Below are 24,051 nucleotides of genomic sequence, written 5' to 3'. Positions count from 1 at the left end.
TCGCAGCATCTTGACAGATAACGGTCCAGCATTAACATGTAGCCTTACCTACGTTTTGGTGTTGCGGCTTATCAAATAGCTGTTGCTGAAGCGCGATCGGCTGGGGATGAATATGCGCGCGACGCGAATGGCCCTTGTGGGTACATCGGCACTGGCCGTGGTTTGGTTGGGCCACGCCGCGGCGCCCGCGCAGACCGCAGCGCCCGCGCCATCGGCGCCCCAGGCCGCGCCGCCCGCCGAACCAGCCGCTCCGGCACCGCCGGCAGCGGGGCAAGCCCCGGCGGAGCCGGCTCCGTCGCAGACCGCGCCGGCCGGACCGCAAGCCACGCCGGGCGCGCCGACGGAAATCGACATGCCGCAAGTGACCGTCGAGGGGCGTCAGCCTAAACCCGCGCGGCGGGCTGCGCGCGGCGAGCCCGGTCGGCGTTCGACGACCGTGGCGGCACCGCTGCCGGGCCCAACGCCCACCACCACCCCGACCTCGCCCTTCAATCCGCCCTTCGCGCCGCTGTCGACGATCGGAAGCAACCAGATCCAGACCGGCAGCAGCAACGGCGGGTTCGGCAGCCTGTTCACCAATATGCCCGGCGCAACTTCGGCGGGGCTTGCCACGGAATCGTCGCGCCCGATCTTGCGTGGCCTGTCGGACGCAAAGGTCCGCATTCAGGAGAACGGCGTTGGTGCGGTCGATGTGTCTGACATCGCGCAGGATCACGCGGTGCCGATCGATCCTCTCGCCATCCAGAAGGTCGACGTCATTCGCGGACCGGGTGCGCTCCGCTTCGGGTCGCAGGCCGTCGGCGGCGTCGTCGACGTCAACAACAACCGGATTCCGACCGCTGCGCCGCTCGGGGGAGTGGCTGCAGAGCTGAGGTCGGGCGTGACAAGCGTCAACAGGGGATGGGAGAGCGGCCTGTTGCTGGATGCCGGCGGCCGCAACGCCGCCGTTCATGCCGACATCTACGGGCGCTCCTCCGGCGATTACAGCGTCCCGAGTTACCCGTATCTGGTCCCGCCGATCCCTGCGCCTGCCTTCAACGGCAAGCAGCCGAACTCCGCTTCGCAAAGCGCAGGCGCGGCGGTCGGCGGCTCCTGGCTTTTCGATGGCGGTTATGCCGGCATCGCCGTCTCGCGCTTCACTAGCGACTACTACGTCCCCGGTATTGCGACCGCGGATGCCCGTCAGCACAACGACCTCGAGCAAACCAAGATCAGCTCCAAGGGCGAGTATCGCCCGGACGCAAGCGCACTTGCCGCGATCAGGTACTGGACCGGGTATTCGGAGTACCGGCACGATGAGACGGTGCTCGCCACCACCGGCTTCCAGGAGATTACCGCCACTTTCAAGAATCGGCAGACCGAGGGCAAGCTCGAGTTCGAGCTTTCGCCGTTCGCCACGCCGATCGGTCCGCTGACCAGCATTTTCGGCGCGCAAGGCGCCTACCAGCAACTCGACACGGCAGGGCAGGCGATCTTGCTTCCGGCCCAGACCAGAACGGCGGCGGCGTACTTCCTCAATGAAGTCAGGCACACGGACACGCTGCGTACGCAATTGGCGGGTCGCATCGAGGGAGTCAATGTCGCGGGAACAGCATTCACTTTTCCGCCGAACTTTCTCCCACCACCGGATGAGCCGGGCAGGGCCGCCGCCAAGCTCGACTTCATACCGAAGAGCGTCAGCTTCGGCATCATCAAGGATCTTCCATCCTCGCTGGTGGCCAGCTTGACGCTGCAACGGATCGAACGTGCGCCGCGCGCGCTCGAACTGTTCGCCCAGGGTCCCGATGGCTCGGAGAAGACGTTCAAGATCGGCAACCCGAACCTCGGAATCGAAACCGCGCAGACCGCGGAAATCGGCTTGAAACGCACGGATGGCGATTTCAGGTTAGCCGCAAATGCCTACTACACGTCGTACGAGAAATTCATTTTCTCGCGCGCCACCGGCATCTTCTGCCAGGAAACGTTTGCGTCATGCGGAGCCGGCACCGATTACATCCAGGTCAACTATGATCAGCGTGACGCGACCTTCCGCGGCGGCGAACTGGCGTTGCAGTGGGACGCCGCACAACTTGCCAATGGCACCCTTGGTTTCGACGGCCAATATGATGTTGTGCGGGCGACGTTCACTGACGGCAGCAACGTGCCGCGCATTCCTCCGATGCGCCTCGGCGGCGGCGTTTACTGGCGCAACGACAATTGGTTCGCGCGCGTCGGCGTGTTGCACGCATTTGCGCAGAATGACATCCCACAATTCGATACGGCGACCGCCGGATACGATTTGGTGAAGGTGCAGCTCGAGCACCGGAAGTTCTGGAAGGATTCGCCGTGGGGCGCGGTTGAGGTCGCGACCGGGATAGTTGGCGACAATCTGCTCAACGCCAACATTCGCAACTCCGTTCAATTTCACAAGGACGAGATTCTGCAACCGGGTCGCGGCTTCAAGCTGTTTCTCAACGTCAAATACGGTATCGACCGGCCAAGCGGCCCGCCCGGCACCTGGATCGGCACGGCGAGACGGCCGGACGGCAACGGTTATTACAAGAGCCCCGCGCAGGAAGCGGCGGCCTGGAACTGGGCCGGCATCTATGCCGGCGGCAATGTCGGATATTTGCGGGGTGAGGGCGTTACCAACGCTGCGTTCAACGATGCTGCAACCGGTGCCTCGCTTGCCGGAGCCCGCCTATCGTCCACGCACGACACCGCCAGTATTGGGGCACAGGCTGGCTATAACTGGACATCGGGCCGGATGCTGGCAGGCATTGAAGGCGATTTTGAATATCGCAATCAGCGCGGAAGCAGCACCACCGCTTGCCCCGGCAACATCTGCAACCCGGCGCTCGCTCCGCTCGATGCCACCGTGACGGCGAGTCTGGACTATTGTCTGGGTTGGGCGGCTTCGGTTCGCGGGCGCGTCGGAACGCTTGTGACGCCGGACCTGCTTGCCTATGCCACCGCGGGCGTTCCGTTCAGCAAGATAACGACGTCAACGGCTGTTGCAGGTTTCGATAATGCGGGTGTCGCGACGACGGCGTCTCTGGATCGGCACTTGTATCGGTTCGGCTGGGCTGTCGGCGCCGGTTTCGAGACGCGGCTGACCGGCAACTGGACCGCAAAGCTCGAATATCTCCACATGGATTTTGGCTCGGTGCGTTCGACACCGCCTGTGGCGGTCAACACCGCGGTTGCGTTCGACGCCAACACGCGGGTGACCAGTGATGGGGTCAGGCTCGGCGTCAACTACAGCTTTGGCAGCGGCGCGATCGTGGTGGATTAACGCATCGAACTGATGCCCGTAACTCGACGACCAGTCAGCCTTTTCGCACGCTCTATTTGACGGTGAAGCGGATCGGCTGCCTGACGACAACTAATTCGCCGGGAAACGTTGCAGGCGGGGCAGGGAAGGGCTGCGCGCGCTTGAGGAGCGCGAGCGCTTCTTCATCGAGGGCGCCGGATCCCGAACTTTGAGTTACCCGCGCGCTGACAACCATTCCCTTGCGATCCAGCGTGAACGACACCTGCGCCGTCCCTTGCTCGCGCCGCGACCGCGCGGTTTCCGGGTATCGCTTGTTCTTTTCGACCAAAGCGAGGACCTGGGTTCGCCATGTCACCACGGCCTCCGAATTTTTGTCATTCGGCACACCCTTGGTCGGCGCAACGGCGACCGGTGCGATCCGCTCGTTAATCGCGGGCGGTGCTGATGTCGTGGCGGCCGCTGCCTGCTGCTGCGGCGTCACGTCAGGCTGCGGCCTGGTTTGCAGCGCCACGGCGGCGTCCGGATTTGGAGCGGGCGGCAACTCGGGCGTTTCATCGGGCGGCGTCTCCTCGGGCTTCGCTACCGGCTGCGCCTCCGACATCACCTGCTCCGGGCCGGGCGCAATGTCGGTCGGCGTCGTCGCTGGTGCTGCGGCTAGCGGCGCCAGGTCGACCACGATCGCGCCCGAAGTTTCGGCAGCCACGCTGTCGTCCACGTCGCGCCAGGTGGCGAGCGTGGCGGTCAATCCGGCGTAGATGCACAGCACCGCGAGGCTGCTGAACATCCATCGTCGAAGGTCGGAACGATCTTCGGCCGCAAGCTGCATCATGGCGATGAAGCTTGCTCCATTCCGACCAGGGCGACCTTGAGGTAGCCGGCGGCCCGCAACATGTTCATGACCTGCATCACCTCGCCATAAGGGACGAGCTTGTCGGCGCGCAGGAAAATGCGGGTATCCTTCTGGCCGCTGGTGCTCGCATCGAGCGCGCCGGGCAGCGCGCCGCGGCCCACGGTTTCGTTCCCGACGGAAAGCGACAGGTCCGGCTTCACGGTCAGATAGACCGGCTTGTCGGGCCGCGGCTGTGGCTGGGCGTTCGACGCCGGAAGATCGACGGCGATATCGACGGTCGCAAGCGGTGCGGCAACCATAAAGATGATGAGCAGGACGAGAATGACGTCGATGAAAGGCGTCACGTTGATCTCATGGACTTCGGTGAGATCGCCATTGCCTTGGTTCAGACTGGCGGCCATGGCTGCTACTCCGCCGCTGCGAGGTGCCGCCGCACCAGCATGGTACCGCTATCGAGCTCGCGGCCGACCAGTCGCGTGATCTCTGCGGATCCGTCGCCGAGTAGCGCCCGGTATGAGGCGATCTGGCGTGCAAAGAGATTGTAGATCATGACCGCGGGAATCGCCGCCACCAGCCCGAGTGCCGTCGCCAGCAGCGCCTCGGCGATTCCGGGCGCGACCACGGCGAGGTTGGTGGTTTGTGACTTCGAGATTCCGATAAAGCTGTTCATGATTCCCCAGACGGTGCCGAACAGTCCGACGAAGGGGCCGGTCGATCCAATGGTCGCAAGCACGCTGGTGCCTAGTCCGATGCGCCTGCTTGCCGCCGCCTCGATCTGCTGCAGCCGGGAGGCGATCCGTGCCTTGATCCCCTCCTTGTCCATTCGATCGGTACTCAATCGGAGTTCCGCCAGGGCGCCCTCGAGCAACTGGGCAACCGCGCCCTCGGGCACCTGCCGCACGGCGTCTTCTACGTTCCGGACATTGGCGAGTTCGCGCAAAGCGTGTCGGGCATTCCGTCGCGCCTTGATCAGCTCGATCGTCTTTGCGAGCCACACCGTCCAGGTGACCGCGGTCGCAAACACCAGGCCAATCATCACTGCTTTGACCACGGCGTCCGCTTGCATGAACATGCCCCAGGGGCTGAGATCGCGGGGCAGCACTGCAGCCGCGATCGCTGCCCTTTCCGTTGCGTCCTGGGCGGCGGCCGGAAATGACAGCAACAGCAACGGAGGTGACAGAAGCGGTACGCTGCGACAGAGGTTGAACGGAACAGCGCCACGTCGAAATGCTTTCCAGGGTCGCATCGATCTGCCTCTGCACGCAATTAATGTCTCAGCCCTATTGTGTAGCATCGCCTACGTCTTGGTGTAAACACTTAGGCCAGAGGGCGCGGTCCCGCGCTCGTGCATGCTGGCTCCGCTGCAATTTCCCGTTGATGGATTTGCGAGCCGCGGTTCGGCGGGGAAGCCAGGCGACCTGCGCCGAGGAACTCCGGATCGCTGGCGGCGGTAGGCCCGCTTCCCGGTTTTCTGCCGCAATTGTCAATTGCCGGGCTTACCGCCGGTGGTGTAAAGCGGCGCATCGGCGCTTGCCTGAAAGGCGTCGTTCCGCCCGGGAACTACTTGATGACGCTGTGGTTTGTGTTCGCGCTGATGACGGTCGCGGCGATTTTTGCCGTGCTCTGGCCGTTGAGCCGCAGCTCTTCTGCACAACCCGGCGGCAGCGAGGCGGTCGTCTACAAGGATCAGCTCGCCGAGATCGACCGCGATGTCGCAGCCGGGCTGATCGGCTTGTCCGAAGCCGAAGCCGCGCGTGTCGAAATCGGCCGCCGCCTGCTTGCAGCCGCAGACGCGGAGCGCAACCTGCCGGCGCGGGCCAACCTTGGCCTGCGGCGTGCCTCGGCCGTCGTCGCGCTGGTGGGGTTGCCGATCGCGGCAGTGACGTTCTACCTCGCGTTGGGATCGCCGCGTCTTGGTGATTTCCCGCTCGCCTCACGCACCCGTATGGCGGACGCCAGCCAGCCGCTCGAAAATATGGTGGCGCAGGTCGAAGCGCATCTGGAGAAAAATCCGACCGATGGTCGCGGCTGGACCGTGCTGGCGCCCGTGCTGGCGCGGCTCGGTCGCTTCGACGACGCGGTCCGGGCCTACCGCAACGCGATTCAACATGCTGGCGACAGCGCGGAGCGCCGCTCCGATCTCGGTGAAGCGCTGGTTGGCAGCGCGGGCGGCGTCGTCACGGCGGATGCCAAGGTCGAATTCGAGCGCGCGGTCGCGCAAAACCCCGACGATCCCAGGGCTAGCTATTTCCTCGGGCTCGCTGCCGAACAGGACGGCCGGAAGGCCGATGCCGCCGCGATCTGGCAGGCGATGCTGTCAAAAGCGTCGGCGGACGCGCCGTGGCGGCCGCTGGTCGAGGCGGCGCTGACCCGGGTCGGCGCCCCCGTCGCGCCGGCGCTCTCCAACGATGCAATGGCCGCCGCCAGGGACATGAGCGAGGCCGATCGCGGGATGATGGTGCGTGGCATGGTCGATCGGCTGGCGGCGCGGCTGAAGCAGGACGGCAGCGATGTCGAGGGTTGGTTGCGGCTGGTGCGGGCCTATATGGTGATGGGCGAACGTGACAAGGCGACGAGCGCGCGCGCCGAAGCGCGCCAGGCGGTCGCGGGCGATGCCGAACGCTTGCGCCAGCTCAATGAAGGCCTGAAAAATCTCGGGCTTGATGGATAGAGCTGGATGGCGGAACCCAAAGACGAAGGCAGGGGATATTGATGACGCGCAAGCAGCGGCGTTTGACCATGATCGGCGGTTCGCTCGCGGTGCTTGCGGTTGCGGCGGCGCTGGTGCTGAACGCGATGCGCGACTCCATCGTGTTCTTTTCCACGCCGACCATGGCGGCGGAAAAGCAGATCCCACCCGGCAAGCGGTTCCGTCTCGGCGGCCTGGTACAGCCGGGCTCGCTGGTGCGCGGCGACAACCTTGCCGTGAATTTCAGCATCGCCGACGGCAGCGCCACGCTACCAGTTGCCTACAAGGGACTGTTGCCGGACCTGTTCCGCGAAGGGCAGGGCGTCATCGCCGAGGGCGCGCTCGACGCGTCAGGCGTATTCAAGGCCGATACCGTGCTGGCCAAGCATGACGAGACCTACATGCCCAAGGACGTCGCCGACGCGCTGAAGAAGCAGGGGCACTGGAAGGACGACTACGGCGCAAAGCCCGGCGCCACGGCCGCATCTGCGCCGGTGCAGGGGACCGCGAAGTGATCGCGGAAGCCGGGCACTACGCGCTGGTGCTGGCGCTCGCACTTGCGCTGATCCAGTCCACAGTTCCGATGCTGGGCGCGCGCTGGGGCGATCACGCGCTGATGAACGTCGCGCGCTCCACGGCGCTGGCGCAATTGCTGTTCGTGGCGGCCTCGTTCACGGCCCTGGTGACGCTGCACGTCAACTCGGATTTCTCCGTCGTCAACGTGTTCGAGAATTCGCACTCGATGAAGCCGTTGCTCTACAAGATCACCGGCGTGTGGGGCAATCACGAAGGATCGATGCTGCTGTGGGTGGGGATCCTGGCGCTGTTCGGCGGCCTGGTCGCCGCCTTCGGTAACAATCTGCCGCTGTCGCTGCGCGCCCATGTGCTGGCGGTGCAGGGCTGGATCGCGGCTGCGTTCTATCTGTTCATTCTGGTCACGTCGAACCCGTTTCTGCGGATCGCGAGCCCGCCGATCGAAGGCCGCGACCTCAATCCGGTGCTGCAGGACATCGGGCTCGCCGTGCATCCGCCGATGCTCTATCTCGGCTATGTCGGGTTTTCGATCTCTTTCTCGTTCGCGATCGCCGCCTTGATCGAGGGCCGGATCGACGCGGCCTGGGCGCGCTGGGTGCGGCCGTGGACGCTTGTTGCGTGGATTTTCCTCACGCTCGGCATCGCAATGGGCTCGTACTGGGCTTACTACGAGCTCGGCTGGGGCGGCTGGTGGTTCTGGGATCCGGTCGAGAACGCTTCGCTGATGCCCTGGCTCGCCGGCACCGCGCTGTTGCATTCCGCCGTCGTGATGGAAAAGCGCAACGCGCTGAAGGTCTGGACCATCCTGCTCTCGATCCTGACGTTTTCGCTGTCACTGCTTGGCACCTTCCTGGTGCGCTCGGGCGTGCTGACCTCGGTGCACGCGTTCGCGACCGATCCCTCGCGCGGCGTGTTCATCCTGCTGATCCTGTGCCTGTTCATCGGCGGCAGCCTTTCGCTGTACGCCTGGCGCGCCTCGGCGCTGAAGCAGGGCGGGCTGTTCGCGCCGGTCTCACGCGAGGGCGCGCTGGTGCTCAACAATCTCTTTCTCACCTCGGCCTGCGCCACCGTGTTCATCGGAACGCTGTATCCGCTGGCGCTGGAAGTGCTGACCGGCGACAAGATTTCGGTCGGCGCACCGTTCTTCAACTTGACCTTTGGGCCCCTGTTCGTACCGCTCCTGGTCGCCATGCCGTTTGCGCCGCTGCTGGCATGGAAGCGCGGCGATCTCCTCGGCGCGGCGCAGCGGCTGACAGCGGCCGGCATCGCGGCGCTGGTCGCGATTGCAGTGCTGTTTGCATGGACCCATGGCGGAGCCACGCTGGCCCCGCTGGCGATCGGGCTTGCGATATTCGTGATTGGCGGCGCCTTGAGTGATCTCGTCGAACGTACGGGATTGTTCCGCGTTCCCTTGGCCACCGCGATGGCCCGTGCGCGTGGGCTACCGCGCGCGACCTGGGGCACGGCGTTTGCGCATGCCGGCATTGGCGTCGCGCTGATCGGCATCGTCTGCGAGACCACCTGGAACAGCGAATATATCGGCACGATGAAGCCGCGCGATGTCGCAAGCGTCGCCGGCTATCGGTTGAAGCTCGACGAGATCACGCAACGGCAGGGACCGAACTTCCGTGAGATGATCGCGCAGTTCACGGTTGCGCTCGACGGCGAGACGCTCCAGGTGATGACGCCGTCGAAGCGCAACTTCACCACACGGGGCTCGTCAACGACCGAGGCGGCGCTACTGACCCGCGGCGCCAGCCAGCTCTACATTTCGCTCGGCGACACCAATGCGGAGGGCGCCATCGCGGTGCGCATCTATCACAAGCCGCTGGTGCTGCTGATCTGGTGGGGACCTGTCCTGATGGCGTTCGGCGGCCTGCTGTCGCTCTCGGACCGACGCTTGCGCGTCGGCGCGCCGAAGCCTGCCAAGGCCGCCCGCGCGCTGCAGCCGGCGGAGTGAGCCGTTGAAGAAGCTCTTTGCCAGCGTATTCATTGCTGCCGTCCTGTCAGCCGCGCCGGCCGCTCACGCCGTGCAGCCCGACGAGATCATGGCCGATCCGGCGAAGGAAGCCCGCGCCCGCGACCTGTCGCGCGAGCTGCGCTGCATGGTTTGCCAAAACCAGTCGATCGACGATTCCGACGCGCCGCTGGCGCGCGACCTGCGGTTACTCGTGCGGGAGCGGATCGCCTCCGGCGACAGCGACAGCCAGGTGATCGACTTTCTGGTCGCGCGCTATGGCGAGTTCGTGCTGCTGAAGCCGCGCTTCACGCCGCATACGCTATTGCTGTGGCTGCTGCCGCCGCTCGCGTTGGCCGGAGGCGGGCTGGCGCTCTGGTTCTACAACCGCCGCCGTTCGGATACCGGCAGCGCGACCGATCCTTCGCTGTTGCATCTGACGGAGGAGGAAGAGGCGAGGCTGGAGCGCTTGCTCGCAGCCGATGCGCCGGACAAAAAGGCTTGAGCCCGCCATTGCAAGCGGGCGGGCTTGAGCTATGACTCCCCTGTCAAAATAAACATAACCAGGGGGAAACCGGGACATGGCCCTTTCACTCTACGACGCCAGCGTGGCGAACTACCTGCAGACCCTTGGCGCCGTCAGCGGCTTCCTCGAGCGCGGCCTCGTTCATTTCCGCGACAAGAACATCGATCCGGACACCATGGTCGAGGCGCGGCTTGCGCCCGACATGCTGCCGTTGCGCTTCCAGATCATCTCCGTCGCCCAGCATTCGCGCGGCGCTATCGAGGGCGTGCAAAGCGGCGAATTTCGTCCGCCCGCGTCCAAGACGCCGTATGATTATACGGGATTGCAGGGATTGGTCGCGCAAACCCGCGTGGCTCTGGAGGACTGGACGCCGGAGGCGGTCAACGCGCTCGGCGGCCGCGACGTCGTCTTTCATCTCGGCGATCACAAGCTGCCCTTCACGGCGGAAGGCTTCCTGATGTCGTTCTCGCTGCCCAATTTCTATTTCCACGCCACCACCGCCTACGACATCCTGCGCACCAACGGCGTGCCGCTCGGCAAGCGGGACTTCATGGGCCGGATGAAGATGAAGAAGAGCTGAGGCGGGTTTGCGCGGCGAGTCGGGACGCGATCGTTGCGCGCCCGCATCACCAACTTCCAGAATTACGTCGATGTGGTAATTCGTGTTCGACATCAACGGCATCCAGATCAGCTAAAGCTGTAGGAAGGAGAATCGGCGCAGGAGGAGCTCCTGCGCCGTTCCTTTGAGAGCTGCCGCCGCTATTGAACCATCAGCGCGTTGCGCTTCGCGATCAGGTCGGCACGCGAGACGCCGGGATTTTCAATCCTGGTGGACAAATACAGCATCGTTTCGTTGAAAGCCTGGTAACCTCGTTGCTTCTGCTCCTCGGAGGTGGGCACTCCGCCCTCATTCACCCAAGCCGTTCCATCCTTCAGGAAGGTGTAAATTTTTCCATCGTCACCGAAAGAGTAGGTGTCGGCACCGCCGATCTTGGATGGATCGATGCCGCGCGGCGCGACCTTCTTCAGAATCGCGCTGATCTCGGCATGCGAGAGCTGTACTGCCGGCACCGGTGTCGTATTTTGCCATTTGATAGCGGACTCTCGCATAGACTTGATCGTGGATGCCAAAGAGTTGTTGGTCTCTTCCCGCCAGTCGAGCATCCTGAGCTGTGCGTTGATCTTCATCAATTCTACCCGGCGATCCATGGCCTGCATGTGTGCCTGGAAACGATCCTCGCCTGCTTGCGACAAGGCGTTCACGGCTTGCTGTGCGGCGTCTGGGCTTTGCTTGAATGCTGCCTTCACGCGATCCAGCGCGTCCCGCGACAGCGACACCTGCGTGGCCGGGCCGCGGTCGCTGTCGGTCGGCGTCGCGTTCGATGCGGGCTGTCTGGCGTTGTCGTCCCCGTCGAGAGCAGTATAGGCGAGGGGATTTAATGTGGCGGCTTGGCTGGAAACGGCGCTGACCATGGTTTTCTTCCTGATCCTTGTCGTTGACGGCGGTGATTGAAGTTCGCCTTCGGCGGCCGCAATCACGCTCTCCTTATTCGTGCAGAGGTTGTGACACTAATTGACTTAACGTAAGTTTTACCAGAGCTGCGACGGCTGGCTGCTTGCCTGGCCCGGCGCGAGCGCCCTGTCCTCTGAAAGTTGTTTTTCGGCCAGCGCTAACCCATTGATTGCTTGCGCTATTCTGCCGCATCCATAAGCCGCCGCATTACAAAAGTTTAATTCCCCAGCCAGCGCGCGGTAAGGCGGCAAGCCCCATCTTCCGTCCTGTCAGGTGCCCAGCCCCGCACCGTCGAAATTCACGCTCCGGAGATTTTAGAAACATGACAGAACGTCCCGTCGATCTTTCTTCGCTACCGTCGTACGGCGCAGCTCGCCGCTCGCTGTTCTCCGCGCGCAAGTTCGCGCTGATGGCTTCCGTGGTCGCCGGCCTCGGCGCCGCCGTGTATGGCTTCTCGCCGCAGCAGGGCCCGGCCGATGTCTTCACCAGCGCGGCGCACGCGCAGGTCAACAACGAGGTCCGCAAGGTCGAGCGTCCGATCGGTTTTGCCGACATTGTCGAGCGCGTGAAGCCGTCGGTGATCTCGGTGAAGATCAACATCGCCGACAAGAGTTCCAAGGACGACAGCGCCAACAAGGACGATGACTCGCCGTTCCCGCCGGGCTCGCCGATGGAGCGCTTCTTCCGCCGCTTCGGCGGTCCGGATGGCTTGCCGCCCGGCCTGCGCGGCGGACCGCGTGGCGGCCGTGGCCCGGTCACGGGCCAGGGTTCCGGCTTCTTCATCTCGCCTGACGGCTATGCGGTGACCAACAACCACGTGGTCGACGGCGCCGACAAGGTCGAAGTCACCATGGACGACGGCAAGACCTACACCGCGAAGGTGATCGGCACCGATCAGCGCACGGATCTGGCGCTGATCAAGGTTGAGGGCCGCAAGGATTTCCCGTTCGCCAAGCTGTCCGATAGCAAACCTCGGATCGGCGACTGGGTGCTCGCGGTCGGCAACCCGTTCGGCCTCGGCGGCACCGTAACCGCCGGCATCGTCTCGGCCTCCGGCCGCGACATCGGCAACGGGCCCTATGACGACTTCATCCAGATCGACGCGCCCGTGAACAAGGGTAACTCCGGCGGTCCGGCGTTCGACACCAATGGCGAGGTGATGGGCGTCAACACCGCGATCTATTCGCCGTCCGGCGGCAGCGTCGGCATCGCCTTCTCGATTCCTGCCTCGACGGTCAATAACGTGATCGCCCAGCTCAAGGACAAGGGTTCGGTCAGCCGCGGGTGGATCGGCGTCCAGATCCAGCCGGTGACTTCCGACATCGCCGATAGTCTCGGCATGAAGAAGGCGGAAGGCGCGTTGGTGGCGGAGCCGCAGGCCAATGGTCCAGCGGCCAAGGCCGGCATCCAGTCCGGTGACGTCATCACCGCCGTCAATGGCGAGCCCGTCAAGGATGCCAGGGAACTCGCCCGCACCATCGGCGGTCTCGCACCCGGCACCGCGGTCAAGCTCAACGTGCTGCAAAAGGGCCAGGACAAGGTCGTCAACCTCACCCTCGGCCAGTTGCCGAACACGGTCGAGGCTAAGGCCAACACCGATCGCGAAGACAAGGGCGGCGCGACCAAGGGAACCGACGTGCCGAAGCTCGGCCTGACGGTCGCCCCCGCCAACACCGTGGCCGGCGCCGGCAGGGAAGGCGTCGTCGTCACCGAGGTGGACCCGAAGAGCGCGGCGGCCGAACGCGGCTTCAAGGAAGGCGACGTCATTCTTGAGGTCGCCGGCAAGCCCGTCGGCACCCCAAGCGAAGTCCGTGAGGTAATCGACGCTGCGCGGACCGAGAACAAGAACAGCGTTCTGATGCGCGTGAAGAGCGGCGGTTCGTCGCGCTTCGTCGCGGTGCCGCTGGCGAAGGGCTAAACGAGGACTAGATACCAGATGGAGGGTTACGCCGGCATTCGTCGCCCCCGCCGACGTCTCCTTCCGGGGAGCGGGTCCAAAACTCGCTCCCTCTGGCAACCTTCCTTCGGAATACGCCCCCCTCCGTCGGAAGGGCCTAAGGGCGGTGAGGTCCCCCAGCCTCATCGCCCGCTCTTTTCACTTGATCGCGATACTGCGCGGTCGCCTTGCATGTGCAGGGCGGCCGCGCCATGGTGAAGAGGAACCAAATCCTGTGAGCGCCCCCGCAGCAATCCCTACGCCCGTCAACCAGATGCGCCTGTTGATCATCGAAGACGACCGCGAGTCCGCCGACTATCTGGTCAAGGCGTTCCGTGAAGTCGGCTATGTCGCCGATCTCGCCAGCGATGGCGAGGAGGGGCTATCGATGGCCGAGAGCGGCGACTATGACGTGCTGGTGGTCGACCGCATGCTGCCCAAGCGCGACGGCCTGTCCGTGATCGGCGCGTTGCGCGAGAAGGGCGATCGCACGCCAGTTCTAATTCTTTCTGCGCTCGGCCAGGTCGACGATCGCATCAAGGGGCTGCGCGCCGGCGGCGACGACTATCTGCCAAAACCCTATTCATTCGCCGAATTGCAGGCGCGCGTCGAAGTGCTGTCGCGCCGCAATGTCGGTCCGGCCGAAGAGACCACCTACCGCGTCGGCGATCTCGAGCTCGACCGTCTTTCTCATCGTGTTGCCCGCGGCAAGGACGAGTTGACGCTGCAGCCGCGCGAGTTTCGCCTGCTCGAATATCTGATGAAGCATGCCGGCCAGGTGGTGACCCGCACCATGCTTCTCGAAAACGTCTGGGATTATCATTTTGATCCGCAGACCAATGTCATCGACGTGCACATTTCGCGGCTGCGCTCCAAGATCGACAAGGGTTTTGATCGGCCCTTGCTGCACACGATCCGCGGCGCCGGATACATGATCCGTGACGGCATTCGGTAAACTGGTCCGGACCACGGCGTTTCGGCTGACGCTGGTCTATCTGTTTTTGTTCGCGCTGTTTGCGGCATCGCTGCTCGGCTATTTTGCCTGGAATACGCGGCGGCTGATCAACGAGCAGATCACCGCCACGGTAAATGCCGAGACTGCGGAGATCACCGACATTTACACGCGCCGCGGCCTGCGCGGCCTCGTCTTCACGCTCGGTAACCGGGCCCTGCGGCCGGGCGCCAACCTCTATCTCGTCACCACGCCGGAGGGGAAGGCGATCGGCGGCAATGTCGGCGCGCTGGCGCCGGGCGTGATGGCCTCGACCGGCTGGTCGGAGACCGGCTATCGCCGGCTCGACGAGCAGGACACCGCGGATCACCGCGCGCTGGTGCGTGTCACCGAACTCACCAACGGTTTTCGTCTCTTGGTCGGCCGCGACCTGGAGGAGCGGCGCCGATTGTTCGGCATCGTCGCCAACGCCGCGCAATGGTCGCTGCTGGTCGTGATCGTACTCGGCATTGGCGGCGGCATCTTCGTGGCGCGGCGGGTGCTGCAACGGATCGATGCCATGACCGGCACCACAAGGCGTATCATGGCGGGCGACCTTTCCGGGCGACTGCCAGTCGGACGCTCCGGCGACGAACTTGATCGTCTCGCGGAAAACCTCAATGCCATGCTGGAGCGCATCGAGGCTCTGATGACGGGGCTGAAGGAAGTCTCCGACAACATCGCCCATGACCTCAAGACACCGTTGACGCGCTTGCGCAACCGCGCCGAGGAGGCGCTGGCGAGTTCGGGCAGCGAGGCCGAATACCGCGCGGCGCTGGAGCGGATCATCGAGGAATCCGACAGCCTGATCCGCACCTTCAACGCGCTGTTGATGATCGCGCGCGCCGAGTCCGGGCAGGCGCGCGGCAACATGGATGATTTCGACGCGGCCGACGTCGCCAAGGGTATCCACGAATTGTATGAGCCGCTGGCGGAAGACGACGGCATGACGCTCCGCGTCAAGACCGCGACGGCGCGGCTGCATGGCAACCGCGAACTGATCAGCCAGGCACTTGCCAATCTGGTCGAGAACGCCATCAAGTACGGCAAGCCCTCGCCAGTGGTGCAGCCGCTGGATCCTGCCGCCGCGGCGCGCACTCGGGAGATCCTGATCGAGGCGCGGCGCGAAGGCGACCACGTGCTGCTCAGCGTCACCGATCATGGACCCGGCATTCCCGAAGGCGATCGCAAGCACGCGGTCGAGCGATTCGTGCGGCTTGAGGCGAGCCGCACGCTGCCGGGTTCCGGCCTCGGGCTCAGCCTGGCGTCCGCGGTGGCGACCTTGCATGGCGGCGAACTCAGGCTCGCCGATTCCCGTCCCGGCCTGACCGCAACGCTGGTCGTCCCGGCGCTATCTGCCGCGGGCGACAGGCTTGCGGCTCAAACGCAGGATGTGCCACAGAAGGTGGCATGAATTCCTCCGCCTTGGCTGCGCGGTTCGTCAGCGGGCCGCATATCGCAGCCAATAGCAACGCCGAACAACGCCTCAGAGACTGGCTCGCCGAACTGGAGCCGGCGCAGGCGGCCGAGATCGGCCTGTGGCTGGATCGTCCGCTTGCCAGGGCTATCCTGCTCGGCATCGTCGAGTTCTCGCCATACCTGTTCGACCTGATCCGCGCCGACGCCGCGCGGCTGATCCGCCTGTTGGCATGCGATCCGGAACAGCATCTCGCCGCACTGATCGAGAAGACATCGCGCGACGTGCTCGCTGCCGCCAGCGAAGCCGAGGTGATGCATCTGCTTCGCCGCTTGAAATCGGAGGCCGCACTATTGATCGCACTATGCGATATCGGCGGCGTCTGGCCGGTGATGCGGGTGACGGCGGAGCTGACTGATCTGGCGACCGTCTCGGTGCAGACGGCGCTGCGCTTCCTGCTGCGCCAGGAAGTCGCGCGCGGTCGCATGACCGCTGCCAATCACGACCGGCCGGAGGAGGGCTCTGGCCTCATCGTGCTCGCGATGGGCAAGATGGGCGCCGGCGAATTGAACTACTCCAGCGACATCGACCTGATCGTGTTTTTCGATCCCGCCCGCACCTCGCTGGTAGCAGACATCGAGCCGGCGCCGTTCTTCGTGCGGGTGACGCAAACGCTCGCCCGCCTGCTGCAGCAACGCTCCGGCGAGGGCTACGTGTTCCGCGTCGATCTGCGCCTGCGGCCCGATCCGGCCTCAACGCAGGTGGCGATCTCGACGGAAGCGGCGCTGCACTATTACGAGCGGGAAGGGCGGACCTGGGAACGCGCCGCGATGATCAAGGCGCGCGTTTGCGCCGGCGACGCCAAAGCGGGCGAGGCGCTGATCGCGGAACTGTCGCCGTTCGTCTGGCGCAAGCATCTGGATTTTGCCGCGCTCGCCGACGTCCACGACATGAAGCGGCAGATGCAGACCTATCGCGGCCAGAGCGAGATCGCGGTCGAAGGTCATAACGTCAAGGTCGGCCGCGGCGGCATCCGCGAGATCGAGTTTTTCGCGCAGACGCAACAGCTCATTGCCGGCGGCCGCCATCCGGAGCTGCGGGTGCGCCCCACGCTGCATGCGTTGCAGGTGCTGGCGACCAGCAACTGGATCAGCTTTCAGGCCTTCGACGAATTGACCGCGGCCTATGAGTTCCTGCGCCGCGTCGAGCACCGGCTGCAAATGATCTCGGACGAGCAGACCCATGCACTGCCCGAAGATGCCGAGGCCGTAGAGCGCTTTGCAAACTTCTTTGGCTATCAGAGCCGGGCCGCCTTTGCGAAGGACTTGCTCGGCCATCTCAACGTCGTGCAGGGGCATTACGGCAAGCTGTTCGAGGGCGATCCGACCGGCACGGTGAAGCTGCCGCAGCTCAATTATGCCGGCGGGCCTGAGGATGCGCGTCTGCTCGATCACCTGACGATGCTTGGCTTCAAGAAGCCGGTCGCGGTGGCTGGCACCCTGCAGCACTGGATGCAGGGCAACTATCGCGCGCTCCGCAACGAGGCGACCAAGGCTGCCTTCATCGAATTCGTGCCCGGCCTGATCCACGGTCTCGCGCATGCCGAAGATCCCGACGACGCCGTGACCACGTTCGATCGCTTTCTCGGCGCATTGCAGCGCGGCGGCCGGCTGATTTCACTGTTGAGCCAGAACCGCGATCTGGTCGCCCTTGTGGCCTTGATCCTCGGCGCCGCGCCGCGGCTCGGCGACATGCTGGCGCGCCAGCCGCAGATCATGGACGGCTTGATCGATCCCCGTTTCTTCGGCGCGATGCCGGACCGGAAGGAATTGTCGGCGCGGCTGGCGGCGACGCTGAAGGACGCAGACTCTTACGAAGACTTCCTCGATCGCCTGCGGCTGTTCGGGCAGGAGAGCCTGTTCTTGATCGGCACGCGGATCCTGTCCGGCACGGTTTCCGCCCAGCATGCTGGCGTCGCCTTCGCCGACGTCGCCGAGGGCATCGTGCACACCGTGCACGGTCTGGTTAGGGAGCAGTTCGCGACCCAGTACGGCCGCATCAAGGGACAGGAGACCGCGATCCTCGCGATGGGCCGGCTCGGCAGCCGCGAGATGACGGCATCTTCCGATCTCGACCTGATCCTGCTGTATAATTTCGACGCGGACAATCCCGATTCCGACGGCGAACGATCGCTGCACGGCGCACAATATTTTACGCGGCTGACCCAGCGGCTGATCTCGGCATTTACGACGCGGACCAATTACGGCGTACTCTACGACGTCGATATGCGACTGCGGCCGTCGGGCCGCGCCGGGCCGCTGGCGTCGCGGATCGATTCCTTTTCCGATTATCAGGAACGCGAAGCCTGGACCTGGGAGCACATGGCGCTGACGCGGGCGCGGGTGATCTCGGCTTCACCGGCGTTTCGGAAAGCGATCGAGGACGCGATTCGCAGCGTGCTGACGCGGCCGCGCGATGCGGCCTCTACCGCCGGCGATGTCGCCGACATGCGCCGGGCGATTGCGCTGGAGAAGGGCGAGGACGAGATCTGGGACCTCAAGCTCGCCGCCGGCGGCCTGGTCGACATCGATTTCATCGCGCAGTATTTGCAGCTCGTTCACGCCTCGGAGAAACCCGAGATCCTCAGCGTCTCCACGCTGCAGGTGCTCGACAACGCGGCACGCCTCGGCGTGCTGCCGCCATCCGACGCCGAGATTTTGCGTTCGGCGGCACGGCTTTATCACGACCTGACGCAAATCCTCAGGCTTTGCGTCACCGGCAAATTCAAGCCGGAGACGTCGGGAGAGAATCTCTTGCGCGTGATGGCGCGCGCCGGCGACACGCCGGATTTCTCGACGCTGGAAGCGCGCCTGCGCGAGACGCAAGGCGAGGTGAGGCGGGTTTTCCTGGCACTGGTGGGGCGGGACTAGGCATTGGCCGCCGATGGTGTGTCGGGTGCATCAGTCAAACCGCGCGGTTGCAGTTTTGCCGTCGGGAGCGGTGAACTGAATCGCTCCCTTCGGATGAGCAGGCAGGGCCGTAGCCGCGGTCCCGCTCAACACGTTCTTCTCCGAAGGAGCGAGCGTTATGCGCTCTGCCTTTCCTTCCAGATTGAAAATGGCAACGCCCTTGAATCCCTTCGGATCGACCGGTTTGTCGTCTTCGCCTGTGAGGAAGATCTCAACCGTCTTGTCTCTCACAACGAGTTCCGCATGGTAGGCGCCGGCATCGCCGACGCGCCCTCCATGTGAACCTTTCGGCTCGTGTGCGTACGCCGGCAACCCGGCCAGCAGGGCGGCGCCCAGAATGAGGTATCTGAACTTCATGCGCGGTCTCCTTTCAAGGCGTGAGCGATCAATACGAATGTGAAGCAGCATGTTTCCCGAGCGACTCGTCGGACTGCCGTTGCATCAGCCGCATCAGCGGCTTCCTGCCGAACATGAGAAACAGCACGGGCGTGATCAGCGCATCGAGCAAAGTCGCGCTGATCAGTCCGCCGAAGATCGTCACCGCGACAGGATGCAGGATTTCCTTTCCCGGTTCGTCCGCCGCGACAAGCAGCGGGAGCAGCGCAAGCCCCGCGGAAAGCGCGGTCATCAGCACGGGCGTCATGCGCTCAAGGCTTCCGCGGATCACAAGCTCCGGCCCGAACGGCACCCGTTCGTGCAAAGCCAGATTGATGTAGTGGCTTATCTTGAGAATGCCGTTGCGTGTCGCGATCCCCGTCAGTGTGATGAATCCGATCATGCTGGCGACCGATAGCGGCTGGTCCGTCAGCGCCAGCGCAGCGACCGAACCGATCAGAGCGAGCGGCGCCCCGCCCATGACGATCAAGGCCAGCACGGTGGAGCGGTAGCGGCTGTAGAGAATCGCAAAGATCAGCGCGAGAGAAAGAGCTGAAAGAATAGCGATTCTGCGGCTGGCTTCCTCCTGCGCCTGGAATGTGCCTTCAAGGCTCGCGGTGACGCCCTGCGGCAGCCGCGTCGCCTGCAATTCAGCGCGAATGCGGCGCACGATCTCGGCCATGTCGGTTTTACCGTCGGAGTTCGCAAGCACGACGATGCGTCTGCGGCCGTTCTCCCTCAGGATTTGGTTCGGCCCGTCCGTTTCCTTCACATCCGCGATCTGACGCGCCGGTATCCAGCCGGAGGGGGTCTTGATCAGAAGCTCGCCGAGCTTTTCGGTCGTGCGCAGGCGCTCGGGCAATCTCATGACCACGTCGTAGCGCTTGTAACCATCGACCACGCGCGAGATGACGCGTCCGCTCGACAGCCGCGATAATTGTTCCGTGACGGCGCCGGGCTGCACGCCGTACAAGGCAGCCCGCGTATAATCGACGCGGACTTCGAGCTGCGGAATACGCACCTGCTTTTCGACCTGGAGGTCCTGGATCCCATCGATCTTGGCGAGCCGCCCACGGAGTTCTTCCGCGCTGTTTCGCAGCGTGTCGAGGTCGTCGCCGAATAGTTTGAGGGCGAGTTCGGCACGAATGCCCGAGAGCAGGTGATCGAGTCGGTGCGAGATCGGCTGACCGACATTGATCGAAAGCGGCAGCACCGAAAGCCGGGAGCGGATGTCCGCGATAATCTCGGGCTTTGGCCGCTGCGAGCGCTTGAGATCGACTTCGAGGTCCGAGGAATGGACGCCTTCTGCGTGCTCGTCCAGCTCGGCGCGCCCTGTCCGCCGCCCAACACTGATTACTTCCGGCACATCGAGCAGCAGTCGTTCCGCGATCGATCCCACCCGGCTGGATTCCGAAAGCGAAACTCCCGGGGCGAACGCAATATTGATCGTGAAAGTACCCTCGTTGAAAGCCGGCAGGAATGCGCGCTTCAAGGCGAATACGCCAGCGCCTGCGCCCAACACGGCGATCGCCGTCACGCCAAGCAGCAATCCTTTGTGAGCGAAAGCGAACCGGAGCGCGGCATGGTTGGCCGACTTGAGCTTGCGAACGAGCCAGCTCTCCCGCTCCGCAAGTCGCTTCATCCCCGGCAGCAGATAATAGGCCAACACAGGCGTCAGCGTGATCGAAACCAGCAGGCTCGCGAGGATCGAGATGATGTAGGCGTGGCCCAGCGGTGCGAACAGTCGTCCCTCGATGCCCGAGAGCGCAAACAGCGGCACGAACACAAGGACGATGATCATCGTGGCGTAGACGATGCCTGAGCGCACTTCGTTGGATGCCGAAACAACCACGTCGAAAACTGAACGGGGATTGCCTTGCTCCCTGTTCTCGCGCAGTCGGCGGAAGATGTTCTCGACATCGACGACGGCGTCGTCGACCAGTTCGCCGATGGCAATAGCAAGTCCTCCCAGGGTCATGGTGTTGATAGACAGACCGAGCAGCGTGAAGATGATGGCCGTGGTCAGGATCGAGACTGGGATCGCCGTAAGCGAGATTACCGTGGTGCGCCAGTTGAGGAGGAACGCGAACAGGATGGCCGCCACCACGAGTGCTGCTTCGAGCAACACCCGTTCGAGGTTTTGGATCGAGTTTTCAATAAAGTCCGCCTGCCTGAAGATAATCTCGTTGGCTTTAATGCCGGACGGCAGGCTGGGCTCCAGTTCGGCGAGCGCCTGCGTGATCTGTTGCGTCAGCCGCACTGTATCGACATTGGGCTGCTTCTCGACCGAGACGATCACGGCGGGTCTGCTCATATAGCCCGCATCGCCGCGCTTGACTTTGGGCGCAAAATCGACGTTTGCCACCTGCCGCAGCAGGATAGGGCGGCCTTCGGTGGTGGTAACGACGATGTTGCGCAGGTCTTCCAGGCTCGTGGTGCGCCCGATATTGCGGATCAGATATTCGCGGGCGTTCTGATCGGTGAACCCACCACCGGTATTGGTCCCGAATTGCCTCAGCGCCAGCTCGACCTGCTCATAGCTCACACCGAGTGCGCGCAGCGCGGAAGGCAGCGGCGCAATCCGGTACTGGCGGACCTCGCCGCCGATCGGGATCACCTGCGCGACGCCGGGTATGGAGAGCAGTCGCGGCCTGATCGTGAAATCGGCGATCTCGCGCACCTCCATTGGGGAGGCCGTCTTCGACGTCACCGCGACCAGCAGAATTTGACCCATTATCGAACTGATGGGCCCGATCTGCGGGGTGACGTTCAAGGGCAGTTGGTCCTGCACCCGCGCGAGACGTTCCGCGACCAGTTGACGGTTGCGGTAAATATCGGTTCCCCAGTCGAACTCCACGTAGACGATCGAAAGCCCGATGCCAGAGACCGATCGCACGCGGCTGACGCCCGGCACGCCGTTCATTTGGGTTTCGATCGGGAAGCTGACGAGCTGCTCGACTTCCGGCGGGGCGTAGCCTTCCGATTCCGTCATAATCGTGACGGTCGGGCGATTGAGGTCGGGAAACACGTCGACCGGCAGCTGGCGCGCGGTATAGGCGCCCAGCACAACGAGGACGCCCGCGATCGCAAGAACGAGGAGGCGGTTGCGAAGCGAGACGCTGACCAGGAATGTGAACATGGATGTGTTCCTTCAGCGCACGTGATCGAGCAGGTCGGCGCCTTGCGACACCACCCGCTTGCCCGGAGCGAAACCGGACACGATCAGCACCCGGTCGCCGTCGAGGGGCTCGGTGCGCACGCTCCTTGGCACGAACCGCTCGGGCGCGATGTGCTCGTATACGAAATCCTGGCCATTCGACCCGCGCACGACGCTGCTGCGCGGCACCGCAAGGCCTTCCTTTGTTTCGTCGGTGGCGACCAGCACGGTCAGGAACTGGCCGGCCCTGAGCCCCGCCGTGTCGCCAGTTATGGCAAAATGTACCGGCACCGACTGGCTGCGATCGGCGAAGCCGGTACCGCGATAGATCAGGTCGTAATTCCTGCCGGTATATGTCGACGCCCGCGCGCCTTGCGATGGTTCGACGCTCTCGAAGCTGAGCGCTTCGACCCACAGCCGCGCGGGATCGATGATGTTGAAGACGACGGAGCTTGGCTGGACGATTTGGCCGGCCACGGCAGTGCCTTCAGCGATGACGCCTGCGACCGGGGCGATCAGCGGTTCGGGTTCGCGGCGCGATTTGTCAATCGATGCGCGCCGCTCGCGAAGCCCTTCCAGCTCCAGCCGCGTGTCCTCGAGTTGGGTCCGGGAAATGGCGCCCGACGGTGCGAGTTGTTCGTAACGTGCGAACCTGCGTTCCACGATCGAGATCTGCTGGTCGAGCTCGCCCTGGCGCTGCCGCATGTCGGAAATGTCGATCGCCTGAATGGGCGGCGTGACATAGCCCAGGATGTCGCCTTGTTTGACCCGTGTGCCCAGTCGAGGAAAACCCTCCGGCGGCGCGGAAAGCCGGCCGCCCACGGCGGATTGCACATACCCGCTGGCATTGGGATCGGGAATGATCCTGCCTGGAAGTTCGGTGACCTTCCTGTGCTTCGCCTGTTCGGCGACCAGCGTCCGCAGCGCAAATATCCGCTGCACCGTCTTGGGCACGAACACCGCCCCATCCGGCAGGCGCTGGGCGCGTTCCCCTGAAACGACGCTGATCGCGACTTGCGCCTTGTCTTCCTCATGGCCGTGGCCTTCATGCGCCTTCGTCTCGCGGACGCCCGCGACGAACGCAGCAAGTATGGCGACAATGGCCGCCGCTCGTCTCCCGCGAAGCGCAACGGCCGTTAGCAGTGCCCCCGCCAGCAGGCCGCCCAGAACGAGGAGAACCGAATTTGTGCCGATGTGTTCGCCGTGAGCCGCGTCCCCTTGTGCGGGACTTTGCGCCGCCTCACGCGCTGTCTGAATCGTCATCGGCAAAATGTCGGTGGCGTCTCCCGCTGTAATGGTGAAGATGAGGTCAGTGCGTCCGTTCTTTGCCAGCCACGGTGCCGGTAGCCGGTACGTACCGTCGGCATTCTCGGTAGCCTTTACTGAGCCGCCCGGCGTTTCAACTTCAAGTACCGCGCCCGTCACCGGCTCGTTCGTGGCGAACCGGTCGAGATGGATTTCAAGATGGTCGCCGCGGGCGACGGCAACGATTTCGAATGCGTCGGAATCGGCCTCGCCACGTGGCAACGCACCTGTCGAGACGGCAGGTTGTTCGCCGTGGTCATGACCTTCATGGGCGGAAGCGGGAGCGATCGCAGCGCACAGAGCTGCGACTGCCGCGAGAGCGCGCAGAGTGCACCCGAAATCGGAAAACATACCAAAATCCTTCAGTCTGAATGGCCGTCAGTTGCGGGCCGTAGCGCGGGCCGCGCAAATTCACTGATCGTTTGCGTTCAGATGAAGTATTTAGGAGGACGCCTGAGGGATTCAGGTGCGCGATCTGGCCCTATCTGGGACAGAACAAACGCAACACGCGTTGCCGATCTGGACAGTGGGACAAGTTGCACGAAATTCGGCAACCCGGCCACACAGCAAGCGGCGCAT

General features: G+C 64.0%; 17 protein-coding genes. 10 read left to right on the top strand and 7 right to left on the bottom strand.

Translation table 11 applies throughout. The features are described 5' to 3' along the window. Positions 1–112 precede the first annotated feature (112 nt). Positions 113–3,274 carry a TonB-dependent receptor domain-containing protein gene (locus tag RX328_RS31980; RefSeq protein ID WP_213251776.1) on the top strand — a complete coding sequence of 1,054 codons (3,162 nt, stop codon included), beginning with the start codon at positions 113–115 and terminating at the stop codon, positions 3,272–3,274. A 52-nt stretch (positions 3,275–3,326) separates the two neighbouring features. Here the strand turns inward: RX328_RS31980 and RX328_RS31975 are convergent, their stop codons facing one another. From RX328_RS31975 to exbB, 3 genes are read right to left on the bottom strand one after another with little or no spacing between them, the layout of a single operon-like run. Further along, positions 3,327–4,082: an energy transducer TonB gene (locus RX328_RS31975; protein ID WP_213251777.1), complete on the bottom strand. Its 756-nt coding sequence runs from the start codon at positions 4,080–4,082 to the stop codon at positions 3,327–3,329. Then, entirely contained in the window at positions 4,079–4,504 is a 426-nt protein-coding gene (exbD, locus tag RX328_RS31970; RefSeq protein WP_213251778.1) for a TonB system transport protein ExbD, read from the bottom strand. The genes RX328_RS31975 and exbD overlap by 4 nt, the downstream gene beginning before the upstream one ends. Before the next feature lie 5 nt (positions 4,505–4,509). Then, positions 4,510–5,349, bottom strand: coding sequence for a tonB-system energizer ExbB (gene exbB, locus RX328_RS31965; RefSeq protein WP_249726410.1), 840 nt, complete (start codon positions 5,347–5,349; stop codon positions 4,510–4,512). Positions 5,350–5,670: 321 nt separating this feature from the next. On the opposite strand from exbB, the gene ccmI reads away from it, so the two are divergent. From ccmI to RX328_RS31940, 5 genes are all read left to right on the top strand, one after another. After that, positions 5,671–6,774: a c-type cytochrome biogenesis protein CcmI gene (ccmI, locus tag RX328_RS31960; protein WP_213251780.1), complete on the top strand. Its 1,104-nt coding sequence runs from the start codon at positions 5,671–5,673 to the stop codon at positions 6,772–6,774. A gap of 41 nt (positions 6,775–6,815) precedes the next feature. After that, positions 6,816–7,307 (top strand): cytochrome c maturation protein CcmE, encoded by a 492-nt coding sequence (gene ccmE, locus RX328_RS31955; protein ID WP_213251781.1) that lies wholly within the window; start codon positions 6,816–6,818, stop codon positions 7,305–7,307. Further along, on the top strand, positions 7,304–9,286 hold the full coding sequence (locus RX328_RS31950; protein WP_213251782.1) for a heme lyase CcmF/NrfE family subunit: 1,983 nt from the start codon (positions 7,304–7,306) through the stop codon (positions 9,284–9,286). Before ccmE ends, RX328_RS31950 begins: the two co-directional genes overlap by 4 nt. Positions 9,287–9,290: 4 nt before the next feature. Then, the gene (locus tag RX328_RS31945) at positions 9,291–9,788 is read left to right on the top strand and encodes a cytochrome c-type biogenesis protein (protein ID WP_213251783.1); all 498 of its coding nucleotides are present in this window, start codon (positions 9,291–9,293) and stop codon (positions 9,786–9,788) included. A gap of 76 nt (positions 9,789–9,864) precedes the next feature. After that, entirely contained in the window at positions 9,865–10,389 is a 525-nt protein-coding gene (locus RX328_RS31940; protein ID WP_213251784.1) for a DUF1993 family protein, read from the top strand. 179 nt (positions 10,390–10,568) lie between these two features. On the opposite strand, the gene RX328_RS31935 is transcribed toward RX328_RS31940, so the two are convergent. After that, on the bottom strand, positions 10,569–11,282 hold the full coding sequence (locus RX328_RS31935; RefSeq protein WP_213251785.1) for a hypothetical protein: 714 nt from the start codon (positions 11,280–11,282) through the stop codon (positions 10,569–10,571). A 362-nt stretch (positions 11,283–11,644) separates the two neighbouring features. Here RX328_RS31935 and RX328_RS31930 point away from each other — a divergent pair, with 362 nt between their 5' ends. The 4 genes from RX328_RS31930 to RX328_RS31915 all read left to right on the top strand — a co-directional run bounded on the left by RX328_RS31930 (position 11,645) and on the right by RX328_RS31915 (position 18,596). Beyond that, positions 11,645–13,240 (top strand): Do family serine endopeptidase, encoded by a 1,596-nt coding sequence (locus RX328_RS31930; protein WP_213251786.1) that lies wholly within the window; start codon positions 11,645–11,647, stop codon positions 13,238–13,240. 292 nt (positions 13,241–13,532) lie between these two features. Beyond that, a complete protein-coding gene (locus RX328_RS31925; protein ID WP_213251836.1) occupies positions 13,533–14,213 on the top strand; it encodes a response regulator transcription factor in 681 nt (226 codons plus the stop codon). Next, the gene (locus tag RX328_RS31920) at positions 14,197–15,663 is read left to right on the top strand and encodes a sensor histidine kinase (protein WP_213251787.1); all 1,467 of its coding nucleotides are present in this window, start codon (positions 14,197–14,199) and stop codon (positions 15,661–15,663) included. Before RX328_RS31925 ends, RX328_RS31920 begins: the two co-directional genes overlap by 17 nt. Next, the gene (locus RX328_RS31915; RefSeq protein ID WP_213251788.1) at positions 15,660–18,596 is read left to right on the top strand and encodes a bifunctional [glutamine synthetase] adenylyltransferase/[glutamine synthetase]-adenylyl-L-tyrosine phosphorylase; all 2,937 of its coding nucleotides are present in this window, start codon (positions 15,660–15,662) and stop codon (positions 18,594–18,596) included. Before RX328_RS31920 ends, RX328_RS31915 begins: the two co-directional genes overlap by 4 nt. Before the next feature lie 30 nt (positions 18,597–18,626). Here the strand turns inward: RX328_RS31915 and RX328_RS31910 are convergent, their stop codons facing one another. The 3 genes from RX328_RS31910 to RX328_RS31900 are packed head-to-tail and all read right to left on the bottom strand — an operon-like array spanning position 18,627 to position 23,823. After that, a complete protein-coding gene (locus tag RX328_RS31910; protein ID WP_409410797.1) occupies positions 18,627–19,043 on the bottom strand; it encodes a hypothetical protein in 417 nt (138 codons plus the stop codon). After that, complete coding sequence (locus tag RX328_RS31905) at positions 19,021–22,149, bottom strand: efflux RND transporter permease subunit (protein WP_213251789.1); 3,129 nt, start codon at positions 22,147–22,149, stop codon at positions 19,021–19,023. Before RX328_RS31905 ends, RX328_RS31910 begins: the two co-directional genes overlap by 23 nt. A 12-nt stretch (positions 22,150–22,161) precedes the next feature. Beyond that, positions 22,162–23,823: an efflux RND transporter periplasmic adaptor subunit gene (locus tag RX328_RS31900; RefSeq protein ID WP_213251790.1), complete on the bottom strand. Its 1,662-nt coding sequence runs from the start codon at positions 23,821–23,823 to the stop codon at positions 22,162–22,164. Between the last annotated feature and the right edge of the window lie 228 nt (positions 23,824–24,051).

It is taken from the genome of Bradyrhizobium sp. sBnM-33, assembly GCF_032917945.1.
Lineage (GTDB): Bacteria > Pseudomonadota > Alphaproteobacteria > Rhizobiales > Xanthobacteraceae > Bradyrhizobium.
Note: the sequence above shows the minus strand (reverse complement) of the source record. Positions and strands in the feature narration are given on the sequence as shown.